The sequence below is a fragment of the Stenotrophomonas sp. genome, assembly GCF_050737075.1.
Lineage (GTDB): Bacteria > Pseudomonadota > Gammaproteobacteria > Xanthomonadales > Xanthomonadaceae > Stenotrophomonas.
On the sequence record NZ_JBOHXV010000147.1, the window covers coordinates 1 to 6,879 of the forward strand.

General features: G+C 67.8%; 6 protein-coding genes. 2 read left to right on the top strand and 4 right to left on the bottom strand.

Annotated features, from left to right (window positions below):
* Window positions 1-34: 34 nt before the first annotated feature.
* From ppk1 to ACREPD_RS21255, 4 genes are all read right to left on the bottom strand, one after another.
* The gene (gene ppk1 / locus ACREPD_RS21240; protein WP_421570707.1) at window positions 35-2,116 is read right to left on the bottom strand and encodes a polyphosphate kinase 1; all 2,082 of its coding nucleotides are present in this window, start codon (window positions 2,114-2,116) and stop codon (window positions 35-37) included.
* Entirely contained in the window at window positions 2,113-3,453 is a 1,341-nt protein-coding gene (gene phoR / locus ACREPD_RS21245; RefSeq protein WP_431601132.1) for a phosphate regulon sensor histidine kinase PhoR, read from the bottom strand. The genes ppk1 and phoR overlap by 4 nt, the downstream gene beginning before the upstream one ends.
* A 77-nt stretch (window positions 3,454-3,530) precedes the next feature.
* The gene (gene phoB / locus ACREPD_RS21250; protein ID WP_123728486.1) at window positions 3,531-4,220 is read right to left on the bottom strand and encodes a phosphate regulon transcriptional regulator PhoB; all 690 of its coding nucleotides are present in this window, start codon (window positions 4,218-4,220) and stop codon (window positions 3,531-3,533) included.
* Window positions 4,221-4,342: 122 nt separating this feature from the next.
* Window positions 4,343-5,983, bottom strand: a complete 1,641-nt coding sequence (locus ACREPD_RS21255; RefSeq protein WP_431601133.1) for a M48 family metalloprotease — start codon at window positions 5,981-5,983, stop codon at window positions 4,343-4,345.
* Window positions 5,984-6,138: 155 nt separating this feature from the next.
* Here ACREPD_RS21255 and grxC point away from each other — a divergent pair, with 155 nt between their 5' ends.
* Window positions 6,139-6,435: a glutaredoxin 3 gene (gene grxC, locus ACREPD_RS21260; RefSeq protein WP_421570710.1), complete on the top strand. Its 297-nt coding sequence runs from the start codon at window positions 6,139-6,141 to the stop codon at window positions 6,433-6,435.
* Complete coding sequence (locus ACREPD_RS21265) at window positions 6,432-6,824, top strand: carboxymuconolactone decarboxylase family protein (protein WP_431601134.1); 393 nt, start codon at window positions 6,432-6,434, stop codon at window positions 6,822-6,824. Before grxC ends, ACREPD_RS21265 begins: the two co-directional genes overlap by 4 nt.
* Window positions 6,825-6,879 lie beyond the last annotated feature (55 nt).

Sequence of the window (6,879 nt, forward strand, 5' to 3'; positions counted from 1 at the left end):
CCGGTAGCGCCGGCCGTTGGCCGGCCCTCGGAGATCACAATCCCCGCATCAACGCCATTTGTGCCGAATGAGGCGCCTCGTCATGGCCGGGCGCGCACTTGGTGTAGTTGCCGTCGGCCTGCAGCTCCCACGCGTTGAGGTTGTCGTCCAGGTAGTTCTGCAGCACGTCGCGGTAGACCTTGCGCGCCAGTTCCGGGTCCAGGATGGGGAAGCAGGTTTCCACCCGGCGCAGCAGGTTGCGTTCCAGCCAGTCCGCACTGGCGCAGTACAGCTCGGAAGCGCCGTCGTTGCCGAACCAGTACACGCGGCTGTGTTCCAGGAAGCGCCCGACAATGGAGCGCACCCGGATGTTGTCGGACACGCCCGGCACGCCGGGGCGCAGCGTGCAGGCGCCGCGCACGATCAGGTCGATCTGTACGCCGGCCTGGGAAGCGGCATATAGCGCGCGCACTACCTGCGGTTCGTTCAGGGCATTCATCTTGGCGATGATCCGTCCCGGCCGACCGCTGCTGGCCAGGCGCATTTCGCGTTCGATCTTCTGCAGCAACCCGTCATGCAGGGTGAACGGCGACTGCAGCAGGCGCTTGAGGCGGGTGCGCGGGGCCAGCCCGGACAGCTGCTGGAACAGCAGGTGCACGTCGTTGCCGATGTCGGCGTCGGCGGTGATCAGGCTCAGGTCGGTGTACGCGCGCGCCGTGCCGCTGTGGTAGTTGCCGGTACCCAGGTGCACGTAGCGGCGCAGCTTGCGGCCCTCGCGGCGCACGATCAGCAGCATCTTGGCGTGGGTCTTGTAGCCCACCACGCCGTAGACCACCTGCACGCCGGCTTCCTGCAGGCGGTCGGCCAGGCCCAGGTTGGCCTCTTCGTCGAAGCGCGCGCGCAGCTCCACGACGACCGTGACGTCCTTGCCGTTGCGCGCGGCCAGGATCAGCGCATCGACGATCAGCGAATCCTTGCCGGTGCGGTACAGGGTCTGTTTGATTGCCAGCACATTCGGGTCCACCGCGGCCTGCTTGATCAGGTCCAGCACGGCGGTGAAGGCATCGAACGGGTGGTGCAGCAGCACGTCGCGGCGCGCGACCACCTCGAAGATGCCGTCGCTGTCGCGCAGCGTGCGCGGGTTCATCGGCGGGTACTTCAGTTCCGGGCGGGCCAGCAGGTCGTACAGCTGGATGACACGGTTGAGGTTGACCGGACCATCGATGCGGTACACCGCGTTTTCGGTCAGCCCGAAGTTCTGCAGCAGGGTACGCACGATGTCGCGCGGGCAATCCTGCGCGATCTCCAGGCGCACGGCCGGCCGGTAGCCGCGGTCGACCAGCTCGTCGCGCAGCGCCAGCGCCAGGTTTTCCACTTCCTCCTCGTCCACCACCAGCTCGGAGTTGCGGGTCACACGGAACTGGTAGGCGCCCTGGACTTCCATGCCCGGGAACAGCTCGCCGACGAAGGTGGACAGCACCGAGGACAGGAACACGTAGGTCTGCGCGCTGCCCAGCGAGGCGGGCAGCTGGATGATGCGCGGCAGCGAGCGCGGGGCGCGCACGATGGCCAGGTGGCCGGCGCGGCCGAACGCATCGGTGCCCTTGAGCACCACCACGATGTTCAGCGATTTGTTGAGGATCTTCGGGAATGGGTGCGACGGATCCAGGCCGAGCGGGGACAGCACCGGCATGATCTCGTTGCGGAAGTACGCGCGCAGCCAGCGCTTCTGGCGATGGTTCCAGGAGTGGCGGCCGAGCACGTCGATGCCGGCTTCGTGCAGCGCCGGGCGCAGCGTCTCGTTCCAGCAGCGGTACTGCTGGTCCACCAGCTGCGCGGCGCGGTCATGGATGGCGTTGAGGATCGTCTGCGGGGTCATGCCGTCCGGCGCGGGCGGCAGGCCGAACTCCTGGGCGTGGCGCACGGCCGCGGCACGGATCTCGAAGAATTCGTCCAGGTTGGTGCAGGAGATGCACATGAAGCGCAGCCGCTCCAGCACCGGCACCTGCGGGTCCATGGCCTGGGCCAGTACCCGGAAATTGAAGTCCAGCTGCGACAGCTCGCGGTTGATGTACAGCGCGGGGTCGCGCAGCGGGTCGGTGTCCGCCGGCACGGCGATGGGAACGAGGGTGCTCATGCGGAGAAGTCTTCTGCTGAAGGAAGGGAGGCCACTTCGGTGCGCTCACGCACGTGGTCGGCATCGAAGTGGCATGAGAACACACTGCCCTTGCCGACCTCGCTCTGGATCTCCAGGCGTGCGTGGTGCAGGCCCAGGATATGTTTGACGATCGACAGGCCCAGCCCGGTGCCGCCACTCTCGCGCGAGCGACTGCTGGAAACGCGGTAGAAGCGCTCGGTCAGGCGCGGCAGGTGGGTGGCCGGGATGCCGTAGCCGGTGTCGCGCACCGCCAGCACCACGCCCTGTCCCTCGCGCGCCAGCTCCACTTCGACCCGGCCACCGGCCGGGGTGTAGCGCACGGCGTTGGTGACCAGGTTGGAGAAGGCGCTGTGCAGTTCCTTGTTGGACCCCTGCAGGTCCACCCCGGCGCTGTCGATCACGCTGATGGTATGGCGGCTCTGGCTATGCGCCTCGGCTTCCCGGCGCAGCGTGGCCAGCATCGGCGCCATCGCCACGGTCTCTTCTTCGGTATGTTCCTGAGACTCCAGCCGCGACAGGGTCAGCAGGTCTTCGACCAGCTGCGCCATGCGCTGGGACTGCTTGCGCATTTCCTCCAGCATCGGGCCGGTGCCGGGGAAGTCTTCCGGCTCCATCATGTCCAGGTAGCCGTGCACCACCGTGAGCGGGGTGCGCAGTTCATGCGAGACGTTGGCGACGAAGTCGCGGCGCACCTGTTCCAGCCGCAGCAGCTTGCTCACGTCGCGCGCGATCAGCAGCCAGTAGTCCGGCGAATAGGGAATCAGGCGCAGGTTGAGCCGGATCGCCGGATCGACCGGGGAGGCCACGTCCAGGATCGGTTCGGCGTTGCGGCCGCCGGCCAGCCAATGCGCCAGCGGCATGGGTTGCAGGCGTTCGACCAGCGCCTCGCCAAGGTCGCCCGGGTGATGCAGCCCCAGCAGCGAAGTCGCCGCTTCGTTGAACCACTGCACGCGCTGGCTGTTGCGGTCCACCACCACCACCGCATCGGGCAGCGCGGCGGCGGCGGCGCGGTAGCTGCGCAGCATGTCCAGCAGGCGCCGCTTGCGCGTGCGCATCTCCAGCTGATTGCGGTACAGCAGGCGGTCCAGCTCGTTCCACACGCCGTTGCCGCCGCTCATATCCCAGCGCTGCCGCGCCGTCAGCCGGCGCAGCACCTTGCGCAGCCGCCAGTAGTGCCAGGCCAGCGCCCCGATGGACGCCAGTGCGATGCACATCCACACATGGCCGGTTGCGAGTCCCAGCAGGCCGGCCGCGAGCAGCAGCACGGCGAGCGTGGCAAGGGTTTTCAACCAGGCAGAACGGATGTGGCGCGGCATTGCACTCTCGTAAATGAAATCCGTAGAGCGGGGCTCTGCCCCGCTGTGGAAGGGCTCTGCCCCGCTGAATCAAGCGATCAGGTCGACGTGGAGAACCGGTAACCCGCACCGCGAACGGTCTGCACCATGTTCTCCGCCGCGAACGGCTCCAGCGTCTTGCGCAGCCGGCGGATGTGCACGTCGATGGTACGTTCTTCCACGTACACACTGCCGCCCCAGACATGGTCCAACAACTGCGCGCGGGTGTAGACCCGTTCGGGGTGGGTCATGAAGAAGTGCAGCAGGCGGTACTCGGTCGGGCCGATCGGCACGGGCTGGTCGCCGGCGAACACGCGGTGCGCGGCGCCGTCGATGCGGATCGTGCCTACCGCCACGCTGCCGTCCTCGTCGTCATCCCGGGCGCGGCGCATCACCGCACGGATGCGGGCCAGCAGTTCGCGCGCCGAGAACGGCTTGACCACGTAGTCGTCCACGCCGGCTTCCAGGCCACCGACACGGTCGTTCTCTTCGCCGCGCGCGGTCAGCATGATGATCGGCACCTCACGGGTGAGGGCCTCCTTGCGCCAGCGCCGTGCCAGGTCCAGGCCACTGGTGCCGGGCAACATCCAGTCGAGCAGGATCAGGTCCGGCACGCGGTCGGCGATCGCCGTCTGCGCCTCGCGGGCGTCGCCGGCATGAATGGGGTCGTAGTCGCCCTTGCGAAGGGCAAAGGCGACCATCTCGCGGATCGCGGGTTCGTCATCGACGATCAGGATGCGTTTCTGCACGTGCCCACCGTATTACTCATCAGACCGGGATTGAGCCCAGTAGACTACGGTTTCATGACATGTTTGTGACGACCGCGGCGCATCTGCCATCCGGCGGTCATACCGGCCCGGCCGCCAGGCCCTCAGCGGCGCTCCAGTTCCGGGTCTTCAATGCCCTGGCGGCGCATCTCCAGAACGGTCGGGGTGATGCTCTCGATCCGGGCATCGACCCGCGCGCGACCCACGTAATCCAGCCCGGGCTGCTTCTTCAGCGCCTGCAGCTGCATCAGCGCCTGCTCCGGGCGGCCATTGAGGAAGGCGGCCTCGGCATAGGCTTCGCTGGCGCGGACGGTGTCGCCGGCCAGTTCGCTGGCGCGGGCGTAGCGCTGCTGGAAAACCGGATCATTGCCACTTTGCGACAGCAGCGGGCGCAGCATCGCCTGGGCGCGCTGACCGGCCTCGCGTCCGCCCTGTTCATTCAGGACCTCCGCATAGGTCAGCGCCACCGGCCGGCTGCCCGGGTGTTGGCGCAGCAGGGTGTCGAAGCGGGCGTTGGCCTGCGCCGGCTGGCCGGAGCGCGATTCGGCCTCGCCCAGCGCCAGCGCCACCCACAGGTTGTCCGGGTGGGTCTGCAGCAGGTCGGCCAGCGTCCGCTTTGCCTCGGCCGCACCGCTGTTGCGCAGCTGGGCCAGGGCAAGGCCGTAGCGCTGGGGGTCGCTCAGGCCATCCTTCTGCGCGCGCTGCAGGTTCTGGTATTCGGTGGCCAGCTCGCCCGGGGTGTCGGCGCTGAGTACGCGCAGCCGCTCGCGGGCCCACTCGAACTGCCCGGTGGGGCCGCGTTGCAGCGCGTTGACCGAAATCTGCATCGACGCCGGCAGCAGCGGATTGCCGCGCCGGACCAGCGGGTCGGACAGCGCCGGGTCGGACGGGTTCACGCGCTCCTGGCGCACCCCGCCCGGCACGGCGGTGGTGAGCAGCACGGTGTCCTTCTTCATCTGCTCGGCGCGGGCCTTGGCCTCGCTGATGCGGGTGGTGTTGACCGGGTGGGTCTGCAGGAAGTCCGGCACCGAATAGCCCCCGGCATTGCCGCGCATCGAGGCGGACATGCGCTCGAAGAAGCCGGCCATCGCGTCCACGTCGTAGCCGCTGCGGGCCAGCGTGCGGATGCCCAGGCGGTCGGCCTCGGACTCGTTGCTGCGGGTGTAGTTGATCTGCCGCTGCTGCATCAGCCCCATGCCGGAGGTGATCGCGGCCATGGTGGCATCGCCCGAGGAGTTGCCGCCGGCCTGCTGCGCGGCCACCACCGCCGCCAGCATGCCCAGCAGGATCGGAATCTGGTCGCGCTGGGCGCGTTCCACCCCGCGCAGCACATGCTGCTGGGTGACGTGGGCGATTTCGTGGGACAGCACGGCCGCCACTTCATCCTCGCGCTCGGCGGTCAGCACCAGGCCGGCGTTGACCCCCACATAGCCGCCCAGGGTGGCAAAGGCATTGATCTGCCGGTCCTTGAGCATGAAGAACGTGTAGGGCTGGCGCGGCTGGGCGCTGTTGGAGCCCAGTCGCGCGCCCATGGTCTGCAGCCAGTCGTCCACCAGCGGGTCATCCAGCAGGTAGCCGTAGTTGCGCAGCTCGCGCAGCATCATCCCGCCGTACTCGGCCTGCCGCGCCGGAGTCAGCAGTTCGCCGGCCGAGGAGCCGATGTCGGGCAGCTTGCTGTCCTGGGCCGAGGCCAACGGCGCGGCCAGGGCGAGGGTCAACGCAGCAGAGAGCAGCAGGGTGCGCAAACGGAACTCCTGGTGGGACCGGGGCAGCGGGCAAGGGCGTCAGCGTGACAGGCCATGTGCAAATCTGCGGTTAATCCACAGTGTTGCGGTGATGACATGGAAAATCCAGCCGACGGCTACCATATACAGACACTCGTTCCGCTGTGGAGTTTCCCGTGAACCAAGATGCCGCTGCCAACCCGGGTGGGAAGCCGCCCATCACCATCTATTCGACCGCCGTATGCCCGTACTGCGTGGCCGCCAAGAACTTCCTGAAGAGCAAGGGCGAGAGCTGGACCGAGGTCCGCATCGACCTGGACCCGGCCGAGCGCGAAAAGATGATGGCCAAGACGCGCCGCACCAGCGTGCCGCAGATCTTCGTCGGTGAGGTTCACGTAGGCGGCTACGACGACATGATCGCCCTGCACCGGGAAGGCAAGCTCGAGCCGCTGCTGAATGGGGAGGGCGCATGAGCGCTTCCGACGACAGCAGCAAGGACCGCATCGCCGAATTCACCGAATTCCGCCAGCGCATGAACCAGCGCATCCTGGGCGAGCCCAACCAGGTGGTGCGGCGCTTCTTCGCGCTCGACACCCAGACCTACCAGGCCGGCGCGCTGGATGTGAAGACCAAGGAACTGCTCGGCCTGGTGGCCTCCATGGTGCTGCGCTGCGACGACTGCATCAGCTACCACGTGGCCCAGTGCAAGGACGCCGGGGTGACCCGCGAGGAGTTCTTCGAGACCTTCTCGGTCGGCCTGGTGGTCGGCGGTTCCATCGTCATCCCGCACCTGCGCCGGGCGGTGGACTTCCTGGACCAGCTGGAAGGCGGCGCCGACGCCCCGGCCGTTCACGAGCATTGACGGGTAGCGCCGGCCGTTGGCCGGCCTTCATGAACGCAGGACCCGATACGTAGGC